The organism is Iocasia fonsfrigidae (assembly GCF_017751145.1).
Classification (GTDB): domain Bacteria; phylum Bacillota; class Halanaerobiia; order Halanaerobiales; family DTU029; genus Iocasia; species Iocasia fonsfrigidae.
Genome location: NZ_CP046640.1, coordinates 1,726,893 through 1,750,080, shown reverse-complemented (window position 1 = coordinate 1,750,080; position 23,188 = coordinate 1,726,893). Strand labels below are relative to the sequence as shown.

Sequence of the window (23,188 nt, the reverse complement as noted above, 5' to 3'; positions counted from 1 at the left end):
TCCCTTGACATTATCACCATAAATTTGATCATCATATCTGTTATTGTATCTTCTTTAATTTACTAATTACATCCTGTAAATTCTGCTTGCCTTCTGAATTCCACAGGCGTAGAAATGAATCAATCTCTGCCAGTTCTTCTCTTGTTATTTCCTTACCATTAAAGGGATCATCAGGGTCTATTCTTTTAATAATATTGATTGCCTTTTTAAGTGGGTACTGAACTTTATAGTAGATCTGGTCTGTCATCTAACTCACCTTCTCCGTTTTGCTTTTTTAACAACTTATTAATCAACTCAATCTTGGGAATCCCCTCACTCTCCAGGAATCTAAGATATCCCTCAAGGGTAATGATCCGATTATCAAGGACTCTATCACTTAGATTTACATCTGAGACATCAAATTCTGCCACTTTGCTTAGTGTAGAATTCAGGCGTTCTACAGCATCTAATACATTCCCCTTCTTCATTTTAACACCTCATTATTATTTGTTATTTATATTATAATAATTTTCCCTTAAAATAATACAATAATTGTACAAAATTTATTCGGCGGTTTCAACCCTATTTTTTCCATTGTCTTTTGCTTGATATAATAATTGATCTACAGTGTCAATAAAATATTCCTTAGACTGATCAGGGGTATATTCTGCCACACCCATACTCACAGTTATATGTAATCTTTCATTATCAAGTTTAATCTTATTATTATCGATTATCTTCACTAACCTATTAGCCAGAGCATCCGCTTTTGCTAGATCTGTTTCAGGTAATAGAATAGCAAATTCTTCACCACCATAACGGGCAACTAGATCACCATCACGGGTATATTTTTTAAAAATAACAGCCAGTTCCTTTAAAACCTTGTCTCCAATCAAATGACCATATTGGTCATTTACTTTTTTAAAATCATCTATATCAAGAAGAAGCAGTGAAATAGGCCATTTACTTTTTTCATTTAGTAAAAGACTTAATCTATTCTGAAAATAGCCGTGATTAAATAAACCAGTTAAACCATCCTTATTTGCCATCTCTTCCTGTTTGCGGTATAATTTGGCATTTTGTAGAGCAATACTAAACTGATTAACAAAAGATTCAAGAAAATTATGTTGGATGTTATTAAGATGTTCCAAGGTAGGGTCAAAAATATTGATAGAACCATATAATTCATTTCCTTTATTTATAGGCAAAACAATATATTGGTATCTAGTATTATTACTTATCTCTTTTGAGGGGAAAAAAGAAAATATGTCATCTCCATCATTAATCTCTACCATTCCAGAAATTAGTGACCTTTTGCTGGCCAATTTCTTATAAATACCCTTATTAAGGTCAATTACGATTTCTTTTTTATTTTCCATACTGGCAATTAAAGCCTTTTGTTTACGTGAAAATACATCATCAAAAAGTTTATCTATAAAAACAGTAATAGAACAGGAACGCAGACCAATTAAACCTACTATGGCATCTAAAGTAATATCAATTAATTTTTCAAAATCCAGGGTTGAATTAACAAAATCGCTTACATTTTGTAGGGTAAGTAATTCAGCCAGTCTCTGTTCCATTTTATTGTATAATATATTTTTATTTAGTATAATAGAAAAAAATTTACCGGTTAATAACAAAACACTTTCTTCTAAATTATTCAGTTCAACAACTGTGCCTGTATAAAAAAATAAAAAGCCAATATAATCAGCCCCATCATAAAGAGGGAGTATTATTATATTTGAAGGATTATCCTGTTCTTCAAGTCCAGGAAACAGTTTATATTCATTGTTTAGCTCTTCAATTATCAAACCCCTGTTAGCCTTTATTTCTTTGAGTAAATACCGCTCGGGAGGCATTTCACTTGTATTAAAATTATTTTTGGGAATTATAGTAAGTTTTTTTTCTTTTTCTAAGAATAAACCGCTTCTAATAATGGGAAAATGGTTAACAGCAAAATTATGAATACTGTCCATTATAAATTCTTTACTTACTGAGGCATCTAAGCTTAGACAAAATTCCAAAAAGTCTTCTATGAGGTTTTTACCCACCATCTTTTCGCCCCCAAGCCTAACACAACTATTCTTTTTTGATGTAGATAGAATAAGTTGACCTGTAAGCCGAGTTCTGTCTGGGATGATCATCTATCTAAGATATCAGTTACCTGATATCTCCAGCGTCCTTACCCGGAGAACAGGCGGGCCACCTTAGTTCTCTCTATTTGGACTTTCTCCAGATGGGGTTTACCTAGCAGTTCAGTCACCTGAACACTGGTGAGCCCTTACCTCACCTTTTCACCCTTACCTGCTAAAAAATTAACAGGCGGTTTATTTCTGTGGCACTTTCCTGGGAGTCACCTCCACTGGACGTTATCCAGCATCCTACCCTATGGAGCTCGGACTTTCCTCAACTATAATAATAGTTGCGATCACCCGGTCAACTTATGCTATTTTAAAATCAACCTAGTACTTTTGTTCGATATAAATAATTCATTGTTAGTATAACACTGTATATAATCAATGTCAAGGTTTCATACCTTAACTCCTGATCGCACCAAGTAAATCCTTATAGGTATCAAGGTCCATTCCTATCTTAGTATCTTTAATAATCATATCACTCCCAAGTTTTTCTGCACAATCCTTACAAATTCTGGTCTCAGGGAGGACCTCTAACCTTTCGGGATTTATTAATCTTCCACATTTAATACAGGTATGAAAGAACATAATCATATGATTTACCCTCCCTTTTAAAGATATAATCTATCCCCTGTATTTCCAGGGATTTGTATTAACACTGGAAACAAGATAGTTAATCCCTTTTATTTCTTTAGATAAATATTCACGTAATAACTCTTTAACAATAATCTCTGTCTCATAATGACCAGCATCTAGCAAAGCCATATCTAGTCGCTCAGCCAATTGGGCATCATGATACTTTATATCCCCACTTATATATAAATCTGCCCCTGCTTTACTGGCAGACTCAATCAGATCAGACCCACTTCCACAGCAGAGAGCAACTGTACGTATGTGTCTGTTATTTTCACCAACAAAACGTAGTTGTTTTAATCCCAAGCGCCTTTTTACAAAATCAAGATACTCTTTTAAAGTACATGCCTTCCTAAGGCGTCCTATCCTACCAATCCCATCTTCTCTACCCTTATTAGTCAAATGGTATAGATCATAAGCAATTTCTTCATAAGGATGCTCATTAATCATTACTTTTAAGATAGTCTCTAGATCTTCCTCTTTTATAATTGTTTCAAACCTTATCTCATCTACCGTATTTATAACCCCTTTTTTACCTAAATAAGGTTGACTATCTGGCAACGGTTTAAAAGTTCCTCTACCTTCAGTAGAAAAAGAAGTATGACTATAATTACCAAACCAGCCGGCACCAGCATCTAAAATAGCCATCTTAACCCTTTCATAATGAGACTCAGGTATATAGACTATTAACTTATATAGTTTTTCATAATTAAGGACTTTAAGATTCTGACAATTATAAACCTCAAGTTTTTCTGCCAGATAATCATTTAAGCCCTCAACAGCAATATCAAGATTTGTATGAAAACTCAACAAACTAATATCGTTATTAATAAACTTCTTAATTATATTACCCTGCTTAGAATCCAGATCAATATTTTTTAAAGAATTAAAGAAAAAAGGGTGATGAGAAATAATCAATTGGCAGTTATTCCCCAGGGCCTCATCTAATATACTATTGTCTACATCAAGACAGAGTAAAACAGAAGAAATCTCTTGAGTCCTGCTGCCAAGCTGAAGTCCTACATTATCCCAGTCAAATGCTAGGCTTACAGGAGCAAGTTTATATAAACTATCCAGGATATCCTGTACTTTTATCATCATACCCTCTCCTTTATTATATTCAAATTGCTTTTTTTGGTGAATCAATAATATTATATCTATAAATCAAAAAACCCTGTTCTATAAGTATACTAGAACAAGGTGGCATATTCATTGGTGGGCCCACCAGGATTCGAACCTGGGACCGACCGGTTATGAGCCGGTTGCTCTGACCAGCTGAGCTATGGGCCCTTTACATCCCGCTACAATAATCTGTTTTATCCAGAAAGTTTATCTTTATTCGCGCAAAACTTATTATATGATATAATAAGTTTACGGTCAATCATGCAAAGTGTCTATTTAATTCCATAGGAGTAATTTAAAATATAAAAAACCTGTATATTCTTTTATTTGCTCTCTATTACTACCCTTTTTAATCTAAGTAATCCTTTAATTTCTTGCTTCTACTAGGGTGCCTCAATTTCCTTAATGCTTTTGCCTCTATTTGTCTAATTCTTTCCCTGGTTACACCAAATTCCTTACCAACCTCTTCCAGGGTTCTTGGACGTCCATCCTCAATACCAAATCTCAATTCCAGAACCCTTTTTTCTCTATCAGTTAAGGTATCAAGAACATCATCTAACTGTTCCTTAAGTAAAATAAAGGATGCAGCTGACGCTGGTGCAGGAGCATCTTCATCTTCAATAAAATCACCAAGATGGCTATCTTCTTCTTCCCCGATCGGGGTTTCAAGTGAAACAGGTTCCTGGGCAATCTTCATTATTTCCCTTACCTTCTCAGCAGACATATCCATTTCTTCACCTATCTCTTCAGGTGTCGGCTCTCTACCTATTTCCTGTAATAACTGCCGTGAAACCCTGATTAATTTATTTATAGTTTCAACCATGTGGACAGGTATACGTATTGTTCGTGCCTGATCAGCTATAGAACGTGTTATCGCCTGTCTAATCCACCATGTGGCATAAGTACTAAATTTATATCCCTTGCGATAGTCAAACTTTTCTACAGCCTTAATCAAACCCATATTACCTTCCTGAATCAGATCAAGAAATAGCATACCACGGCCAACATATTTCTTGGCTATACTTACAACCAAACGTAGATTGGCTTCAATAAGCTTTCTTTTGCAGGCCTCATCACCTGCCTCCATACCTTTGGCAAGTTTAACCTCTTCCTCAGCAGTTAATAAAGGAACCTTACCTATCTCTTTTAGATACATTCTTACCGGGTCATCTATCCCAACACCATCAGGTATACTAATATCTAAATGTTCTTCATCATCTTCCTGTTTATCTTCATCATCATTATTATTATCAAGAATATCTATATTCATTTCATTAAACAGCTCATAAATTTTTTCGATTTCATCAGAGCCAAGGTCTATTTCTTCAAGGGCATCCATTATTTCTTCATATGTTAAGCTTCCTTCTTTTTTACCTTTTTCTATTAGTTCTTTAACCTCAGCAATTTTTATAGAATTGAGTTCATTTTTTTCAGTCACTCAAAATCCCTCCTTCCTATTATAAGCAGACAACTTTTTGAAATTCAATAACAGGATATTTAATTCGTCAAGTTCTATATTATCACTATTTTGAAGCCTGGCATATAATCTTTTTTTTACCTCTAAAATAAATTTACTAAAAATCACCCCAAATTTGTTAATTATATTGCTATTATTATTAGCAACCGCAAAAGCAAGCATCCTTTTTTTTAATTCTTTATCCTGTAGCTTATTAATATCTTCTTTAACATCAAAACGGGGATTTTTGCAAATATACTCTATAATATTCCTATTATTCCTGGAAAAAAAATCTGTTTCAAGATACTTAAGCACCTTTTCCCGGATATCAGGCCTATCAATCAATTGTTTAATAATAATTGTTTCTATTCTATTTATATTATTAGGGGTATTTGTCTCATTATCCTTTTTAGTATATCTGTTTTTATAATTTTTATCCTTTTTTTTAGTATCTTTTTCCTGCAAACCCTTATTAAGCTCTTTTTTAATAAGCGCCCTATCTATTGCAAATCTCTCTGCAATTTTATCGGCATATACCTGACGTTCTATATTATCATCTATATTAATCAGTAAATATATTAATTTCCTTGTTAAATCTATTCGCTCTTCCACTTGAGAAAAATCCCTGTTCTTAACAAGTTCCTTTATTTTAAAATCAATTAAAGGAAGGGATTCCTTCAAAAAATTTCTAAAAGCATCTCCACCTTCCTTTTTAATATACTCATCAGGGTCCATATCTTCAGGCAAACTAACAATTCTAACCTTTAAACCATTACTTTTTAATATGTCAAGACCGCGCATAGTAGCCCTGGCTCCGGCAGCATCTGCATCATAAGCAATATATACTGTTGAAGCATACCTCTTTAACAATCTTGCCTGCTCAGTTGTCAGTGCTGTCCCCAGTGAGGCCACAGCATTATCAATACCATATTGATGTGCTGTCAGAACATCTGTATAACCTTCCATTATTATAGAATAATTATTGCTGCGAATAGAATTTTTAGCCCAGTTTAATCCGTATAAATTTTCCCCCTTTTTATAGATTAAGGTTTCTGGTGAATTTAAATACTTTGGTTTAGAGGAGTCAGCACTATCTATTACCCTAGCACCAAAAGCAAGAACCTCTCCCCTTACATTAAAAATAGGGAATATCACCCTATTTCTAAATTTATCAAAATAATTACCCTTACTCTTTGAAATCAATCCTATCTGATGTAATTCCTCTTTCTGATATCCTTTAGAGACCAGAAACTTTAATAAAGCATGCCAGCTGTCAGGTGCATAGCCCAGTTGATATTTTTTTATATCTTCTTCCTGAAACCCCCTTTTATATAAATAAGCCAGGGCATTTTTTCCCGCTTGGTCATTTAATAATAGATAATTATAGAAACGAGCAGTAAGATTATTAATAGTAAAAACCCTATCCCTTGCCTTTGTCTGTTGTTGTTCATAAGGATTCTCTTCAGGGATAACTAATCCTACCCTTCTGGCTATAACCTTAACCGCCTCTATAAAAGTAGTATTTTCAATCTCCATCAAGAATGAAATAATATCACCACCAGCGCCACAGCCAAAGCAATAATACAACTGTTTCTCAGGATCAACATTAAATGAAGGGGTTTTTTCCTGATGGAATGGGCAAAGTCCCTTGTAATTTTTGCCAGCTTTCTTTAAAGATAAATAATCTGAAACCAGCTCAACAATATTAGCCCTGTCTTTTAATTTTTCAATAAAACTATCATTTATTCCAGGCAATTTAACTCACCCTAATTAAAGTTTCGTCATAACAGGAAAAATTCCTGCTTTAATCTTTTTTACATATTCATTAATTCATTAAAAATCCACAATCTCCTGCAAATATTTTTATTTTTTATCTATCCAGGGGAAGGGAAGAAATAATTCCTTCCATCTATTCATAGCATACTGGTCTGACATACCAGCAATATAATCTACTACCAGTTGTTCATTACTTATTCTTATTCCTTTTTCTTTACTTTTAAAATGTTCAGGGATTTCATCTATATGACATAAATAATATTCATATAAATGTTGTACCAATCTTTTAGCTTTTTCTTCTTCCTTTTTGGCTGCTGAACCAATATAAACCTTCTGAAATAAAAAAGATCTTAGCTTTTCCGTAGCATCCTTTATTGCTGGACTTCGTTTAATAACTTTCTGCTCCCAGCTTGAGTTTATCATATCCCTGACCATAGTATCTATTCTCTCTGAGTGAGTTTCTCCCAGAAGATTAATCTCTTTGAGCGGCAGATCTTCTCTACTTATAACCCCAGCCCTTAAGGCATCATCTATATCATGGTTAATATAAGCAATACGATCAGCTATTCTAACAACCTCTCCCTCCAGGGTCAGAGGTATCTCATCCCCGGTATGTTTTAAAATACCATCTCTTACTTCAAAACTTAAGTTTAAAGATTCAATATAATCAACAACCCGTAAACTATGTTCATTGTGTTTAAAACCAAGATTAGAAATATCATTAAGAGCTGATTCCCCGGCATGTCCAAAAGGGGTATGTCCCAGGTCATGCCCGAGGGCCATTGCTTCAGTAAGATCCTCATTAAGACCAAGGCTACGGGCAATAGTCCTGGCAATCTGAGCAACTTCAAATGTATGGGTTAAACGGGTTCGATAATGATCCCCTTCTGGCACAATAAAAACCTGTGTTTTATGTTTTAAACGGCGAAAAGCCTTGGAATGGATTATTCTATCCCTGTCACGCTGAAAAACAGTACGAATATCACACTCAGGCTCTTCCTTAAGCCTGCCCTGACTATTCTTACTTAAAAAGGCATAAGGAGAAAGTATCTCTGCTTCTCTTTTTTCAATATCAACCCTTTTTAACATATTTCCTCCCCTCCAAAGACTACTTATTACCTGAACAAAGTAACCTAACAGCCATCCAGACTTAATCAAAAACATCAGCTTTCTTAACTCAAACTATTTATTACACATAGTTAATCAATAATCTATTAACCAGACAAATATATTTGTTGGACGACTCTAGAAATTGTCTGGAGGCATGGACGCCGGAAGACAATTTCTCGACAGTAAACGAAGGCAGGACGCCGTAGTGCGCGACAAGGGAAACAAATATATTTGTCGGCCTTTAAAGTTATAACCTAATCTAAAGCAATACTATCTATATCCATTACCCCAGTAATCAAAGCGCTCACTTTTTGTAATAATGCCAATCGATTATTTTTTATATCTTCATCTTCAACCATCACTATTACATTATCAAGAAAATTATCAATAGGCGCCTTCAATTCTACAAATCTCTTTAGACCAGACAGATAATTTCCCTGGCTAAACATTGTATTTATCTCACCACTAAACTCCAGATAACTCTTATATAAATCAAGTTCAGCATTTTCTTTTAACAAGCCCTTATCTATGTTATATCCCTTCTCAGCCTTGCTGGCAAGGTTTTTCGCCCGCACAAGACCTCTAACCAGATCAATAAATAAGGCAGGATTATCCTCCCTCAATTCCATAACTGCCTCTGCCCGATCCATAAGATCCACTGGGTCATTATTATTGACCGCTATGACAGCTTTAATAATATCATATCTGATACCCTTTTCTTCTAATATATTGTTAACTCTCTGTACTAGAAAATCCTTTATTTCCTGTAATAGTTTTTCATCCTGCTTATTCATAACCTCAAAAGTGTAGCTGATTAAGGTGTCAAGTTTAAGATTCAGGTCTTTTTCAATGATAATTTTTACTATACCTGAAGCTTGACGTCGTAAAGCAAAAGGATCCTGTGAACCACTCGGGATGTGACCTAGACTAAAGTGTCCTACAATACTATCAATTTTATCAGCAATACTGATTATCTGCCCATAAACAGTCTCAGGGAGGCTGTCACCAGCATAACGGGGTAGATATTGTTCAAAAATCGCCTCAGCAACTTCCCAACTCTCTTCATTTACCAGGGCATATTCCTTCCCCACAATACCCTGAAGTTTTGAAAATTCATTGACCATTTCAGTAACCAGATCATTTTTACTCAGTTCTGCTGCCCTTTTTAAAATATCTATCTGTTCAGCAGTAAGTTCAAAAGAGACAGCCATTTTTGAAACAATAGATTTAATACGTTGCACCTTATCATACATACTACCCAGTTTTTCCTGATAAACTATATCTTTAAGTTTTTCCCGCCTATCTACTGAGCTGAGCTTTAAGTCCTCATCATAGAAAAAACGGGCATCTGCCAATCTGGCCCTTAAAACCATCTCATTACCATATCGTACCTCATCAATATACTCCTCTGCACCATCTCGAACAAACACAAAATAGGGTAATAAATTGTTGTTTTTATCTACTACAGGAAAATATCGTTGGTGTTCCATCATTGAAGTTGTTAATACCTCTTCTGGTAGTTTTAAATACTCCCTATCAAAACTACCGAAAAAAGCAGTTGGGTATTCTATAAGTTCTATTACCTCAGAAAGTAATTCTTCATCTACAAGAACATTTCCTTCAGTAAGGGATAAATCCTTTATTTGTTTTAATATTAACTCCTTTCTTTTATTATGGTCAACAACTATGTAGGCATCTTCCAGTTTAGAAAAATATTCTGCTGGATTATCTATAGTAATAGCTTTATCAGTTAAAAACCGATGTCCATAGGTCTTTTTATCAGATTCTATTCCAGCAAAAGAAAAATCAATTTTTTCCTCACCGAATAATAATAACAACCACCTGATAGGTCTGATAAACCTCTCTGTACTATTTCCCCAACGCATAGCCTTGGGAAAATTCATTTTATTAATAATACTTAAAAAAACATCAGCTAATATATCTACTGTTTTTTTGCCTTCAATAACACGCTCAAGATAGAGGTAACCATCCCTGATAATAAGTTCATCAATATCTACCCCCTGTCCGCGGGCAAAACCAAGAGCAGCTTTAGTTGGTTTGCCAGCCTTATCAAAGGCAATACTCTTGGCAGGGCCTCTGAGGGATTCACTTTTATTTTCCTGCTTTTCAGTTAAACCTTTCATGTAAAGAGTTAATCGCCTTGGTGTTGAATATACCTGACAATCATCAAAAACAAGCCTTTTATTCTCAAATGTTTTTTCAGTCAGATTTTTAAAGTCTTTCCTGACCGTACTCATATAGTTAGCAGGTAGTTCTTCTGTGCCTATTTCAAATAATAGGTCTCTAGACATCTTTCTCAACTCCTTTTACATTAATAGCCAGATATTTTTTAGCACAAAGATGGGCAAGCTCCCTTACTCTGGAAATATATCTTGTTCTTTCACTTACACTAATAGCACCCCTGGCATCAAGAAGATTAAAAGTATGAGAACACTTTAAGGTATAATCATAAGCTGGTAATACAAGATCATTTTCCAGTGCCCTTTTTGCCTCCTCTTCATAGAGAGCAAACAATTTTAACAATGTTTTGATACTAGAAACCTCAAAATTATAGGTTGATTGCTGAATTTCATTTTGGAGGTATATATCCCGATAACTCATTCCATCAACCCATTCTATGTCAAAAAGGCTTTCTTTTTCCTGAAGATACATAGCTAACCTTTCTAGACCATAGGTTATTTCTGCTGTAACTGGTTTTGCTTCAAAACCCCCCACCTGCTGAAAATAGGTAAACTGGGTTATTTCCATACCATCAAGCCATACCTCCCAACCAAGACCCCAGGCACCTAGTGTAGGTGATTCCCAGTTGTCCTCCACAAAACGAATATCATGTTTTAAAGGATCAATACCTAGAGACTCTAAACTATCAAGATATAATTCCTGAATATCTTCAGGTGAAGGTTTCATAATCACCTGGTACTGAAAATAGCGCTGTAATCTAAAGGGGTTATCACCATACCTTCCATCAGTTGGTCTTCTACACGGCTGAACATAAGCTGTATTCCATTTATCTGGACCTAATGACCTTAAGAAAGTTGCCGGGCTCATTGTTCCAGCACCTACCTCAGTATCATAGGGTTGTTCAATTACACAACCCTGCTCACCCCAGAATTTATTTAACAGATTAATTAAATCCTGAAAATTCATATTTACCCCATCCTCTCATTTTCATGATCATATAAAAACCCCATCCTGAAATAAGGATGAGGTAAAACCTTTCCCGGCCAAACAAGATAATTCACTACAATAACTTTTATTCACCATTTTCTGGCTGATTTATATTTTGCTCTTCCTCTTTATTTCTTTCAATTTCGAGGGTGTAGTCCTTATACATAGCAGTAGCACCAGCTAGTAATGTTAAATAAGGAAACAAAACCAGACTAACTACTCCAGCAGTAACCGGTATCTCTACCAGGGTTTTCTCATCATTTTTTACAATTACTTTATTTACATTGCCTTCTTTTATTATATTCTTGATCTTATTGATTAAATCCTGCCCTTTTACATGAAAAAGATCAGTATCAAGATTGAATTTTTTCTGGCCATCCCCTTCCTTTTCCAATTTTATTAAAGCCTCTACTACATTACCATCCGTTTCCTGCAAGGCCTGATATGCTTTTTCATAACTAACATCGATTCTTTGCCTGATTAAGTCTATTTTCTCCAGGTTTTCCATTATATCACCTCATTAAAAGTTTAACCTAAATTTTTAATCATATTCAAAAATCCAACTGACTTCAAATGAATATCTAAATGATAGACCATATAATCATCAATAAAAGAATCCAGTTCATTAAAAGCCTTTCCTGAGATCTTTAATTTGCTCAACTCAAACCCAGTTTTAAAGAAACGCTTAAAGACCTGCAAAGCCTCCCCTGACAGTTGATATCCCTTACCCTCTTCTTGACAATAACAATTTTCACATACCAGGCCCCCCTGTTTTAAAATAAGGGTATTTCTTACACCCACAGGGATTTTCTCTTTACAGGAAACACAGGAATCAAGTTCTGGTTTTAGACCCAAAAGACCTAAAATACGGGCTTTAAAAGTAATATTAATATATTTTATCTCTTTTTCAGCTGCCTTTAAGAGCTGATGATATGTAGTAAGCAGCAGGGAAAAAAGGGCCTCATCAGGGTCGGCTGGCATTCCTACTTTCTCAACTAATTCTGCCATAAAAGAGGCATAAGCCATCTTTGTTATATCCTCTCGCAGTGGGGAAAATGAAAAAAGGTTTTTTATTTGATTTATTCTATCCAATGATTTCCCCTGATAAACAGTCAGGTAATTATAACTAAAAGGAAGCAGCAGGCCAGAATTCTTGCCTTTACGAACACCACGGGCAACTGCCCTCACCTTACCATTATCTTTAGTATAAAAGGTAATAATTTTATCGGCTTCTCCCAGATCATATTGTTTTAATACAATAGCTTCAGTTTTAAATACAGCCATTTTTATTGTTTTTCTTCTTCTGCTGTGCCTAAGCCAGTAACAATAGCAACACCAGAACTAGCACCAATTCTATTGGCTCCAGCATCCAACATATCCAGGGCAAGATCATAATTCTTTATTCCCCCTGATGCCTTGACACCTATCTCTCTGCCAACAGTCTTTCTCATAAGACTAACATCCTCCACAGTAGCACCAGCTGTCCCAAAACCAGTCGATGTTTTAACAAAATCAGCCCCGGCCTCTTTGGCGATCTTACAAGCCTGAACAACCTCATCATCACTAAGATAACATGTCTCCAGTATCACCTTCACAATAATATCTGAACTAACACCAGCAGTTTTGGTAGCATCAACTACAGCCTTAATATCTGCCTGCACCAGATCATAGGCACCTGATTTAAAAGCCCCCATATTGATAACCATATCAATCTCCTGGGAACCATTTTTTATAGCATTCCTGGTTTCAAAGGCCTTGGTTTCAGAAGTATTGGCCCCAAGTGGAAAACCAACTACAGTTGCAACTTTAACCGAACTATCAGTTAATAGTTTATTAGCTAGTGGTACAAATATTGGGTTAACACAGACAGAAGCAAATTCATATTCCTCTGCCTCCTCACATAGATTCTTTATATCTTCAACAGTGGCTGTTGGTTTTAATAGAGTATGATCAATCATTTTTGCCATATCACGCGGTTTAATAGCCATATTATTCACTCCTTAATTCTCACTTTTATATTATATTCTTCTATATTATATTCTTCATATTTTATTTTTTTCCTGCTATTATATTAATTTTTCCATTAGTATAGTTGCCATTGTAAAATAAATAAATAAACCAGATATATCTATCAATGTTGTAATAAACGGTCCTGCAGCAACTGCCGGATCTGCCCCAAAGGCCTCCATGATAAATGGTATAGATGTACCAGCTGTTACTGCTGTTAAGAGAGTCATAAACATAGAACCCCCTACAATTAGACCAAGCAAGGGATTTCCCTGCCAGAAAAAAGCAATAAGTGATAACATTGAACCCAGGATTACAGCCATAACAAATCCCACTTTCACTTCCTGCCAGAGATGGCGCCAGAAATTCGCAAAATGTAATTCTCCGGTAGCCAGTCCCCTTACCACAACAGTCAAAGATTGTGTTCCTACATTCCCTCCCATATCCATCAAGACAGGTATGAAAAAAGCCAGTGCAACAACCACCTGTAAGGATTCTTCAAAGTTTTTAATTACAGAACCAGATAAAAGGTCCCCTACTAATAAGATTAACAACCAGGGTATTCGTTTTTTCACTGCTGCCAGTAGTCCACCGTGAATATCCCCGGTAGCTGCCATTTTATAAATATCCTCAGTTGCTTCATCTTCAATAACATCTATCGCATCATCTACAGTTATTATACCCATTAACTGGTTCCTTTTATTTACAACTGGCACAGCCAACAGGTCATATTTTGCAAAAACATGTGCTACTTCTTCCTGATCAAGATTTATTCCAACCTTAATTACATTCTCTGTCATTAGGTCTTTTAAGTTTTCATCAGGCTGGGCAGCCAACAACTGTCTGACTGATAAAACCCCCAGCAATTCCTTTTTTCTTGAGATAACATAAATATAATAAATCATCTCAGCACCAGGACTAATTTTCCTTAACTTTTGTAAGACCATATCCGCAGTCATGTCATTATAAAAAGCCAAGTACTCAGTGGTCATTAACCCACCAGCACTTTCATAATCATAACCAAGCAGAGACTGTAATTCTGATGCCTTTTGCTCCTTCATTAAATTTAGGATCTTTTTTACTTTTCCTACAGGCATAGACCCCAAAAAATCTACAGCATCATCAACATATATCCTGGATAATATAGTGGAGAGCTTTTCTTCATTCATCAATTTAGCGACAATATTCTGGTTCTCATAATCAAGATAACTTATAATATTAATAATTAATGAAATATTAGCCTTATTTTTTAAGATGTATTCCTTTTCATCACTATCAAGTAACATTAAAAAATCAGCAATATCTGCCGGATAGGCTTCATCAAAAAAATTTTCCAGGTTATTATAACCAGTAGGTAAATAGTCCTTTATTTTCTCTTCCATTATCATCACTCCTTATAACCCATGCGTTTTACTAACTCCGGCTTATCCCTCCAATCTTTTAATACCTTTACCCATAAATCAAGATAAACCTCAGTCTGCAATAGTTTTTCAACATCTTTTCTTGCTTTCTGTCCAATCTTTTTAAGCATCAAACCATTTTTACCTATAATTATTCCCTTATGTGATTTCTTTTCCACATATATATATGCCCTGATATATATCATACCATTATTTCTCTCTGTCATTTCTTCAATCTTTACTGCTACACCATAAGGTATCTCTTCTCTGGTAAGATAAAATATTTTCTCCCTAATCATTTCTGCAATAATAAATTGTTCAATCTGGTCAGTAATCATATCTTCGGGATAATATTGAGGTCCTTCTGGCAGCAATTTAAATATCTCCTCAAAGAGTGTATTTAAATTCCTCTTCTTTTTAGCAGAAATCGGTATAATCTCTCTACCGGTTTTTTCTTCATAATGAGTTATTCTACTGGCCAACATTTTATTACTCAAACTATCAATCTTATTTAAAACAAGCAAAAAAGGCAGACCTTGAGCCTTGCTATGCTGGAGAATATATTCATCCCCATGACCAAAAGGGCTGGTAGCATCCAGCAAAATAATAACAAGGTCTATACCTTCCAGGCTCTTAAAAACCTGTTCAAGCATATATTCATCCAACTTATTTTTAGCTTTATGGATTCCAGGTGTATCAACAAAAATAACCTGTCCTTCCTCTGCTGTATAAATAGACTGAATCTTATTGCGCGTAGTCTGAGGCTTTGGAGATGTTATAGCTATCTTCTCACCTATGATAGTATTTATAAGTGTTGATTTGCCTACATTAGGACGGCCAATTACAGTTGCAAAACCAGATTTAAAAGCCATTTATCTTAATATCACTCCTCATACTCTACCCTACAGGATAGTGGCACTACCTCTATCCAGGTTTTTCCAGGATTTAATTCTATTTCATTTCCAGTTTCATTATAATACCTTGCCCACTCATCATTATTTTTTTCCCAGTAACCACTAATTACTATACCATCCTTAAAAACCAGGGCTTTATTCCTGCCCTCAAGTTCCATTTCCAGACGACCCTGCTCATCAATTACCTTTGTTTTTACATATTGAACAATGATATTCCTGGTTTTTAAGCGTCCACCAGTATCAGTCATATGAGGAATATTATATTTTGAGTAATATCTCAGGTAAATATTCCTATCTTCATTATATTTATATAATAGTCTATTATCACCCCAGTAGTTTATTCTGATTATATTAGCCTTTATTTGAGCCGGATTAATCAAACTAACATTCTGGAAATTAAAACGGGAGGTATATTTTTGACCAGTAATATTTCTCAAATAAGGTTTTACTATGTCACCACCAGTATAGAGATTATGTGGTGCTTTTCTATCACTACTCCTCCAGTAATAACTCCCATTATAGATCTGATCAAGGTGCAAAACATTTTCCTGCTGCAGAAGAGCAAAACCAGCTGGACTAGCTCCCGCATGTAATAATAAAGCATGATAATCCTGTGAAGTCCTGATCAAATAAGGTCTTACACTTCTTACCGGACCAATCTTATCCGGTATCTTCCCCCAGTAAAGGGCAAGAAACCTGGTAATGCCCCCTTCTACCAGAAATTCATAGACAATATCAGCATCCTCTAGACCAGACTGTGGACGAGCAGGCTGGGTATTTTCAATACTAGCCATTATCGCCCTTTCCCTCTTTATTTCTTCTATTGGTTGCCCGGTAAACGGGGATAGATATGCAATTTGCTGATCCTCCATCACTACCGAGCTGTCCCTGTCACTACGGTCATCTTCAATATTCTCACTAGCAAGATTATCTCTATCATTTTCAGTCTCTGCTAATTTATCTTGTTCTCTATCTTCTGTCTCATCTATTAATTCTCCATCTTCTTTATCTTCCGGAGTAATAACATCCTCTATCTTTTTCTCTGGTTCTGATGCCAGTTCATCAGTAGGAGAATCACAGGCAGTTAAGATGAAAACCGTTAAAAATATAATTAATAAGACAACAATTGCTTTCTTCATATTATCACCTCTCATAATTTTTCTGGCCATTGAGACGTATATTATCCTCAGCTACGACCTCAATTTCAATACCAAAATTCTCCAACTGTTTTCTAACAATATCCAGGCTACTGGCAAGAGTCCTCGGCTCCCCAACAGCCTTGATAATAATTGGATTAACAGGGATCGGTTTATTGTTGACCAGAATAGTAGGGCCGACACAGCGTATTGCCGAGTGGACAGTTAATCTCTGTCCACCCACTTCAATACCCCCGGCACCAGCAATTACCAATTCATTGATAATATTTCTTATATCAGCATCATGAACAATACCCATTTTTTCAAGATTATTGTCCTTATCATAAACATTGATTATTATCCCACTACCATTTAACGGCTCATAACCAGCTTTTTGCGAAATCAACTTTAATTGCCTTTCCAGAGAGGCAAGCTTTGTCTGTAGAAAATCTACCTGATTAAAAAAATCACCAGTGGAGACAAGACTTGCCCTCCCATCCTTGATCTGAATCTCAATAGTCTGATTAAAAGTAAGTCCTTCAAGTTTTTCCCTGGTTTTATTGGTCAATATTTGATCAGGATCTAATATTTTTAATTGCTCAGCTGTCCTGGCTATCGTTATTTTCCCTTTTTTGGGTAAGTTCTGGCTGTTAATAATCTTAAAAACCTTATCAATCCGTTTTTGTTGAAGTTCACGAAAAATTATATCCTGTGTCTGTCGGCCGTAGTCTACCATTAAACTGGCCAGTTCTTCTGCATTATTTGCTTTTTCAACTTCATATTTAAACCTGGCCAATATATCAGTAACCGACTTCTGTTCGTCTACACCATAACTTTTTGCTAATTCTTCGCTATATTCGATTACAGATTGAGCCCCCTGGGAAGCCCTATCTAACGGCGTTATTTCACCAGGGAAATAAAATACACTCAATATACGAAGAAACAAAATAATATTAAGCAGTATAATCAAAATAACCGCTGTATATAATATGTATCCTGACTTTTTCAACATAAACACCTCTCCTTATCCCTTACCTTACCTCGCCTTAGCAAAAGACATTATTTCAGGGTCAAGAATACCACCTGAGATTATTAGTTTAAGGGCTTCCTCTATACTTAACTCAAGAATTATGGCATCCTTCTTGGGAACCATAACAAACATTCCCGAAGTTGGATTAGGGGTAGTCGGTAAAAAAACATTATATAGTTCTTCACCTGTTATAGAATCAAAATATGGTGAAGATTCTTTAGTAAGAAAACCTATTTGATAAAGGCCTTTCCTGGGATATTCAAATAATACTGGTTTTTTAAAAGAACTATGCTGTCTTGTAAAAATAGCATCCATTACCTTTTTAATACTAATATATATATTACGAAAAAATGGTATCTTTAGCAGCATCTTTTCCCCAAATTGAATTATCCTTTTTCCAATAACATTAGTAGCAATAATACCAATCAATAAAATAATAATAAAGGTAAAAATAATTCCTACACCTGGTATATCACGCCCAAAAATCAACTCTATCAATGGTTCTGTACCTGTATCAATAATACTAAACAAAAAGTAAATTATATAGCTTGAAACCACCAGGGGTAAAACAACTACCATACCAGTTAAAAATAAATTTCTTATCTTCTTAAACACTTGATCACTCCCTATCATCAAAGCCATTAAAAGGGCTAGTACTAATAATTTTTAATCTCTCTATTCTATGTTCACTAGTTTTTTCAACCTGAATAAGCAAATCATCATTTAAAACAATCCTTTCTCCTTCATCTGGAAGGTAACCAAGGTAATAAAGTATAAAACCACTAATAGTTTTGTAATTATCTTCATCACTCAATGGTTCAGGTAGTATTTCATTTAATTCATCTATTTCTATCCTTGAGTCTACTATCATCTCCTTATCATTTAAAAACTCAATCTGTTTTGGCTCCAGATCATATTCATCCTGGATATCACCCATGATTTCTTCTATTAAATCCTCTATAGTAATTAAACCTGCTGTACCACCATATTCATCTAAAACTATAGCAATATGTATTTTCCTCTTTTTCATCTCAGTTAATAATTCATTAATCTTCTTACTCTCAGGAATAAAAAAAGCGGGACGAAGAAAATCATTAATTACAAAATCTTTCTTTTTAGTTATTAATAATTCAAGTAAATCCTTAACATATATTAATCCCTTTATTTTATCAGTTGTATTATGATAAACTGGGATACGAGAATGACCCTTTTGAACAGCTAATCTAATAAAATCATCCAGTTCAATACCTTCATCAACACAAACCATATCTATTCTCGGTATCATTACTTCCCTAACTGTAGTATCATCAAATTCAAAAATACTATTTATCATTTTCCGTTCTGTCTTTTTAATTACTCCCTCTTCTTCACTAACATTAACAAAACGTCTGATTTCTTCTTCACTTAAAAAAGATGATGATAAAGGATTAGCTTCACCTACGACTAATTTTATAAGATAAACAAAAAATGATATAACTGGTGACAAAAACCTTTCCATCCAATAAAGGTACGGGGCTGCTAATTTAGAGTATTTTACCGCTTTTTTACTGCCAATTGATTTAGGAGTTATCTCTCCAAAAATCAAAACTATTAATGTCACTACACCGGTAGCAATCCCTACCCCTTTATTACCAAAAAGTTTAATTGCCACAGATGTTGCAATAGCAGAAGCAGCAATATTAACTAAATTATTCCCAATTAAAATAGTAGCTAAAAGTCTTGTGTGTTTTTTTAATAATTTATCTACCAGAACTGCTTTTTTATCACCATGATTACTAAGTTCTTTGATTCGAACTCTATTCACCGACATAAGAGCGGTTTCCGAACCTGAAAAAAATGCAGATAAAGCAAAAAGCAATAAGAGACTTGCTAAATATATAATCATAAATACACCTCAATAATCCAAGTTATTTATAGAGTCTGTTCGAAAAGTATCAGTATATACCCCCGCCGGGGATTATACCTTTTCGAACATACACTTATAACTAAGCAAAAAGTTTAAATATTACTATAGCTAGCAATATTCCTATCACCGCTCCAATTACCACTTCTAACATCGTATGAGTCCTTGACTGAAGCCTGCTCTGGACAACCAGTAAAGCCAATAAAAAAACTAGGGAAGCAATAACAATATCCATGGTCAAAAATACTATGATAGTTGCTATTAGAAAGGAGATGGCACTATGACCGCTCGGCATACCACCTTGAAGAGGTGTGCCGCTTTCTCCCACTGCCTTTAATGCTATAATTATAATTACTAATAAACCCAGACTTATAAAACTTAAGTGAGCTGTTTCCTGTTGAATATCATTTATCAAAGAAAAACTCAAAGACCTGAGATCATCAATAAAGATCAAATAACCAACTATAACCGCATTAATTGCAGCCATAAACACCCCCGCTGCTGCAACATTTTTGGCAATTTTAGCCCTTAAAGAATACTGCTGACTTATCATATCTATAACAACCTCAATAGCTGTATTAATAAGCTCCATAGCAATTACAAAACTAATCACCGTAAAAAGCAATACTAATTGTATTTTCCCTATTTCAAAAAACAAACTTCCAAAGAGTACTATAAATGCTACTATAAAATGAATTTTCATATTACGCTGGGTTCTAAAGGCATGAATCAGCCCTTCAAAGGCATAATTAAAACTATCACTTAAACTATGAAACTGCACAAAGAATCACCTAACCTTATTAGCGCTGAAGATTCAACTCACTTAAAACACGTTCTTCCTTATAACGCATCTCTGCTTTTTCACCAGGTGTTTTATGGTCATATCCTAGAAGATGCATTATACCATGAACAGCCAAATAACCGAGTTCCCTTTTTAAGGAATGCCCATATTCTTTAGCCTGGGCAGCTGCCCTCTCTGTTGAAATTATTATATCCCCCCAGATTTCCTCATCCATAGGAAAAGATAAGACATCTGTTGCCTGATCATTATTACGGTATTTTTTATTTAATTCTCTAATAATCTTATTATCAACCAGAGCAAAACTAATCTCACCCTGATTATATCCCTCTATTTGAGATGTCCGTTCAGCTATCTCCTGGAAAAGCTTGTAAATGTTATTATCAAGCTCTACTAAATCCTGTTTATTATTTATCTCTATCCTTATCACTCTTATCAACCCTTTTCATCTCTTTTAATAGACTATCAGGATATTCTACTCTTTGATGATAAATACCAGTTAACACCTTAACAAAACTCTCCGTAATTATATCCAGTTCTTTAAGGCTAAGGTCAGATTCATCTAACTGTCCTTCAATCAATTTATTTCTAATCAATTCCCGGACAAATCCCTCTATCCGGTTGTGATTATTTTTATTAAAGTTTTTGGAGCGAATAGCTGCCTCAACAATATCAGCCAGCATGATAACTGCTGATTCCCTGGTCTGAGGCTTAGGTCCATCATAACGAAAATCACTCTCCTCAACATTATCATGTTCACTGGTTTCCTCTATAGCCTGCTGATAAAAATATGCAATAAGATTTGTACCATGATGCTGTCTGATAATATCTATGATAGATTCAGGGAGCTTAAATTCCCGGGCCAGTTCCACACCATCTTTTACATGAGACTTGATTATTAAAGCACTAAGATTAGCAGACAGTTTATCATGTGGATTATCTGCTGCATAATAGTTCTCAATAAAGAAATATGGCCTTTTCATCTTTCCAATATCATGGTAATAAGCACCAACCCTGGCCAGGAGGGAATCTGCACCAATATTATCTGCTGCTGTTTCTGCCAGATTACCCACAATTACACAATGATGGTATGTTCCTGGAGCCTCCACCAAAAGTCTCTTTATTAATGGATGACTGGGATTAGATAATTCAAGCAGTTTAACAGATGAGGTCAATCCAAAGGCATTTTCCAGATAAGGCAAAAGGCCATTAGCCAGAATTGCCACTAAAACCCCATTAATTACCCCAGCTGAAATATAACCCAATAGATCAAGCCATCCCCTGAAAGGGCTATTAAAAGTCAAACCCATAATTAGTACTACCATAACCGCACTTACATTAAAACCTGCCCTTACCAGGTCATTACGTTGGCTCAGTTTTGAAACACTAAAAATACCAACCAAACCACCAATAAACCCAGTGAGCGCTATATTATAATCATTATTAAAAATAATTGCTACCAGAAAACTAATAAACACTGTTAAAACAACTGCAACATCAGTACTGATTAAGACAGTTGTCAGAATTGAAGCAATAGCAACTGGTACCAGATAAGGCAGATGAAAATAATTAACTGCTGGTATAATATCAATTATTTTGGCTATTATTAACACAATTATTACTAATAACTGCAATAAAATTATTTTAGGCTGTGCCTCCCAGACGTCAGGTTGATATTTATAGAAATACAGACAGGCCATAACAATTAATGTAAGAATAATTGTTACTATACCAAATATCGAAAGATAATTTATTTGTGGTCTCTGTAGACCAAGAGCTTCTAATTCTTTTATATCCTCACTAGTAACTATATCTCCTTTCCTGATAATCATTTCACCCTGTTTAATCGTATGTTTGTAGGGAACAACCTTTTTAACTGCTTCTTCCTGTTTCTTTTTAGTGGCCTCTTCATCAAATATCATATTAGGCCTGATCATTGTTTCCACAATATTTGCCAGAACAAGCCGGTATTCCTTATTAAGATCCATGGCCATTACTTCCTGTACTAATTCTTCCCTGATTTCAGGTAGGTCTTCGGGATGAATACGCTCCTTTAACTTAAGCTTTATGGTATTGACAGACCTTTGTTCCAGTTCATTAAAAAGATCTGGAGGGGTTTCTAATAGAATTTCAATTGTCTCAAGCGTAATTACTGGATAATTGGCTTCAATATCTTTAATTAACTCTTCTCTATTTTTCCCATCTACAGCAGTCATTTCTTCATCAACTGCTGTTTCCTCATCCCTGAGTTCTTTTATCTGTTTAAAAAGACCATTAATATCTTTTTCAATTCTATTTTCAATATTTCGATCTTCTTCATAGACCCTACCTGCTGATTCAGCAGCAATGCTCTTTAGTTCAGCAGTTTTTTCTTCATCAACATAGGTTATTGTCATCGGGGCTTCAATATCCCGCTTACTAACTTGTCCAGTTTCTAAATTGACATTACTAGGAAAAAGATCAATAGTTAAAATTAGTATAATAACTATAATAAAGGAGATCCCCCAAAACATTTTCTTGCTGTGTGGGCTAATAGAAGCACTTTTTTTAGAGAGTTTTTTCCACCATTTATTTATAATACTATGATTAAGCATAA

22 protein-coding genes, 1 tRNA gene and 1 other RNA gene are annotated in these 23,188 nt (G+C 34.9%); all 24 read right to left on the bottom strand.

Translation table 11 applies throughout. The features are described from left to right. Nucleotides 1–40: 40 nt before the first annotated feature. The 24 genes from GM661_RS08335 to GM661_RS08220 all read right to left on the bottom strand — a co-directional run bounded on the left by GM661_RS08335 (nucleotide 41) and on the right by GM661_RS08220 (nucleotide 23,186). On the bottom strand, nucleotides 41–247 hold the full coding sequence (locus tag GM661_RS08335) for a hypothetical protein (protein ID WP_125989873.1): 207 nt from the start codon (nucleotides 245–247) through the stop codon (nucleotides 41–43). Beyond that, complete coding sequence (locus GM661_RS08330; RefSeq protein WP_125989871.1) at nucleotides 225–467, bottom strand: hypothetical protein; 243 nt, start codon at nucleotides 465–467, stop codon at nucleotides 225–227. Before GM661_RS08330 ends, GM661_RS08335 begins: the two co-directional genes overlap by 23 nt. Nucleotides 468–542: 75 nt before the next feature. After that, nucleotides 543–2,036 (bottom strand): sensor domain-containing diguanylate cyclase, encoded by a 1,494-nt coding sequence (locus GM661_RS08325; protein WP_230869589.1) that lies wholly within the window; start codon nucleotides 2,034–2,036, stop codon nucleotides 543–545. A gap of 46 nt (nucleotides 2,037–2,082) precedes the next feature. Then, an RNA gene (gene rnpB, locus GM661_RS08320) (RNase P RNA component class A) lies at nucleotides 2,083–2,426 on the bottom strand. 93 nt (nucleotides 2,427–2,519) lie between these two features. Then, entirely contained in the window at nucleotides 2,520–2,711 is a 192-nt protein-coding gene (locus GM661_RS08315; RefSeq protein ID WP_125989867.1) for a TraR/DksA C4-type zinc finger protein, read from the bottom strand. A gap of 30 nt (nucleotides 2,712–2,741) precedes the next feature. Next, nucleotides 2,742–3,848, bottom strand: a complete 1,107-nt coding sequence (locus GM661_RS08310; protein ID WP_230869588.1) for a Nif3-like dinuclear metal center hexameric protein — start codon at nucleotides 3,846–3,848, stop codon at nucleotides 2,742–2,744. 115 nt (nucleotides 3,849–3,963) lie between these two features. Further along, nucleotides 3,964–4,040 (bottom strand) — tRNA-Ile (locus tag GM661_RS08305). Nucleotides 4,041–4,221: 181 nt separating this feature from the next. Next, nucleotides 4,222–5,310 carry an RNA polymerase sigma factor RpoD gene (rpoD, locus tag GM661_RS08300; protein WP_230869587.1) on the bottom strand — a complete coding sequence of 363 codons (1,089 nt, stop codon included), beginning with the start codon at nucleotides 5,308–5,310 and terminating at the stop codon, nucleotides 4,222–4,224. Then, on the bottom strand, nucleotides 5,311–7,083 hold the full coding sequence (gene dnaG, locus GM661_RS08295) for a DNA primase (protein ID WP_230869586.1): 1,773 nt from the start codon (nucleotides 7,081–7,083) through the stop codon (nucleotides 5,311–5,313). A gap of 108 nt (nucleotides 7,084–7,191) precedes the next feature. Continuing rightward, a complete protein-coding gene (locus GM661_RS08290) occupies nucleotides 7,192–8,193 on the bottom strand; it encodes a deoxyguanosinetriphosphate triphosphohydrolase (protein ID WP_125989859.1) in 1,002 nt (333 codons plus the stop codon). Nucleotides 8,194–8,468: 275 nt separating this feature from the next. Beyond that, the gene (gene glyS, locus GM661_RS08285) at nucleotides 8,469–10,526 is read right to left on the bottom strand and encodes a glycine--tRNA ligase subunit beta (RefSeq protein WP_230869585.1); all 2,058 of its coding nucleotides are present in this window, start codon (nucleotides 10,524–10,526) and stop codon (nucleotides 8,469–8,471) included. Next, nucleotides 10,519–11,382, bottom strand: a complete 864-nt coding sequence (gene glyQ, locus GM661_RS08280) for a glycine--tRNA ligase subunit alpha (RefSeq protein ID WP_230869584.1) — start codon at nucleotides 11,380–11,382, stop codon at nucleotides 10,519–10,521. Before glyQ ends, glyS begins: the two co-directional genes overlap by 8 nt. A 106-nt stretch (nucleotides 11,383–11,488) precedes the next feature. Continuing rightward, nucleotides 11,489–11,911 carry a DUF4342 domain-containing protein gene (locus GM661_RS08275; protein WP_125989853.1) on the bottom strand — a complete coding sequence of 141 codons (423 nt, stop codon included), beginning with the start codon at nucleotides 11,909–11,911 and terminating at the stop codon, nucleotides 11,489–11,491. Between the two features lie 20 nt (nucleotides 11,912–11,931). Next, nucleotides 11,932–12,687, bottom strand: coding sequence for a DNA repair protein RecO (gene recO, locus GM661_RS08270; protein ID WP_230869583.1), 756 nt, complete (start codon nucleotides 12,685–12,687; stop codon nucleotides 11,932–11,934). 2 nt (nucleotides 12,688–12,689) lie between these two features. Beyond that, entirely contained in the window at nucleotides 12,690–13,391 is a 702-nt protein-coding gene (deoC, locus tag GM661_RS08265) for a deoxyribose-phosphate aldolase (protein WP_230869582.1), read from the bottom strand. Between the two features lie 78 nt (nucleotides 13,392–13,469). Continuing rightward, the gene (gene mgtE / locus GM661_RS08260; RefSeq protein ID WP_230869581.1) at nucleotides 13,470–14,792 is read right to left on the bottom strand and encodes a magnesium transporter; all 1,323 of its coding nucleotides are present in this window, start codon (nucleotides 14,790–14,792) and stop codon (nucleotides 13,470–13,472) included. Nucleotides 14,793–14,797: 5 nt separating this feature from the next. Continuing rightward, nucleotides 14,798–15,682 carry a GTPase Era gene (gene era, locus GM661_RS08255; protein WP_230869580.1) on the bottom strand — a complete coding sequence of 295 codons (885 nt, stop codon included), beginning with the start codon at nucleotides 15,680–15,682 and terminating at the stop codon, nucleotides 14,798–14,800. An 11-nt stretch (nucleotides 15,683–15,693) separates the two neighbouring features. Then, on the bottom strand, nucleotides 15,694–16,863 hold the full coding sequence (locus tag GM661_RS08250; RefSeq protein WP_230869579.1) for a DUF3048 domain-containing protein: 1,170 nt from the start codon (nucleotides 16,861–16,863) through the stop codon (nucleotides 15,694–15,696). 4 nt (nucleotides 16,864–16,867) lie between these two features. Continuing rightward, entirely contained in the window at nucleotides 16,868–17,872 is a 1,005-nt protein-coding gene (locus GM661_RS08245) for a DUF881 domain-containing protein (RefSeq protein ID WP_230869578.1), read from the bottom strand. Nucleotides 17,873–17,896: 24 nt separating this feature from the next. Next, entirely contained in the window at nucleotides 17,897–18,505 is a 609-nt protein-coding gene (locus GM661_RS08240; protein ID WP_230869577.1) for a DUF502 domain-containing protein, read from the bottom strand. 4 nt (nucleotides 18,506–18,509) lie between these two features. Then, nucleotides 18,510–19,775, bottom strand: coding sequence for a hemolysin family protein (locus GM661_RS08235; RefSeq protein ID WP_230869576.1), 1,266 nt, complete (start codon nucleotides 19,773–19,775; stop codon nucleotides 18,510–18,512). A 100-nt stretch (nucleotides 19,776–19,875) separates the two neighbouring features. Beyond that, nucleotides 19,876–20,574 carry a diacylglycerol kinase gene (locus tag GM661_RS08230; RefSeq protein ID WP_230869575.1) on the bottom strand — a complete coding sequence of 233 codons (699 nt, stop codon included), beginning with the start codon at nucleotides 20,572–20,574 and terminating at the stop codon, nucleotides 19,876–19,878. Nucleotides 20,575–20,593: 19 nt separating this feature from the next. Next, nucleotides 20,594–21,022, bottom strand: a complete 429-nt coding sequence (ybeY, locus tag GM661_RS08225; RefSeq protein WP_125989833.1) for an rRNA maturation RNase YbeY — start codon at nucleotides 21,020–21,022, stop codon at nucleotides 20,594–20,596. Next, nucleotides 21,000–23,186: an HD family phosphohydrolase gene (locus GM661_RS08220; protein ID WP_230869574.1), complete on the bottom strand. Its 2,187-nt coding sequence runs from the start codon at nucleotides 23,184–23,186 to the stop codon at nucleotides 21,000–21,002. Before GM661_RS08220 ends, ybeY begins: the two co-directional genes overlap by 23 nt. Nucleotides 23,187–23,188: the final 2 nt, after the last annotated feature.